At 67.8% G+C, this 460-nt stretch carries 1 protein-coding gene; it reads left to right on the top strand.

Features of this window, described 5'->3' with window-relative positions; translation table 11 throughout:
- Nucleotides 1-460, top strand: a 460-nt coding sequence (locus EII26_RS13235) for a hypothetical protein (protein ID WP_199735233.1), incomplete at both ends; no start/stop codon positions are given.

Raw genomic sequence — 460 nt, 5'->3', positions numbered from 1 at the left:
GCGTACGACGCGTTCAACCGCCTGGTGCGTGCGACGGTGCAGGAGGGCGCGAACGTCGCGGTGGAGGAGTACGGCTACGACTGGAGGGGCAACCGGATCCGCAAGTCGCGCGAGGGCAGCACGGTCCGGTATCTGGTGGACACGAACAACTGGATATCGCACGTGGTGGCGGAGACGGACGGCACGGGGGCGCTCCTGGCCTTCTACACCCGCGGCGGCGACGATCTCGTCGCGATGGAGCGGGGCGGAGCGAAGTACTGGTACCTGTTCGACGGCCACAGCTCGGTGCGGATGCTGGCGAACGAGTCGGCGCAGGTGACGGACACGTGGACGTACGACGCATGGGGCGAGACGACGTCGCGCACGGGCGTGACGGAGAACGACTACCGGTACGCCGGGGAACGCTTCGACCGGACGACGGAGCTGTACCAGCTTCGTGCGCGCTACATGGACCCGAGGA

This window comes from Fretibacterium sp. OH1220_COT-178, from assembly GCF_003860125.1.
Classification (GTDB): Bacteria; Synergistota; Synergistia; order Synergistales; family Aminobacteriaceae; genus CAJPSE01.
This window is presented reverse-complemented; position numbering and strand designations above follow the sequence as displayed.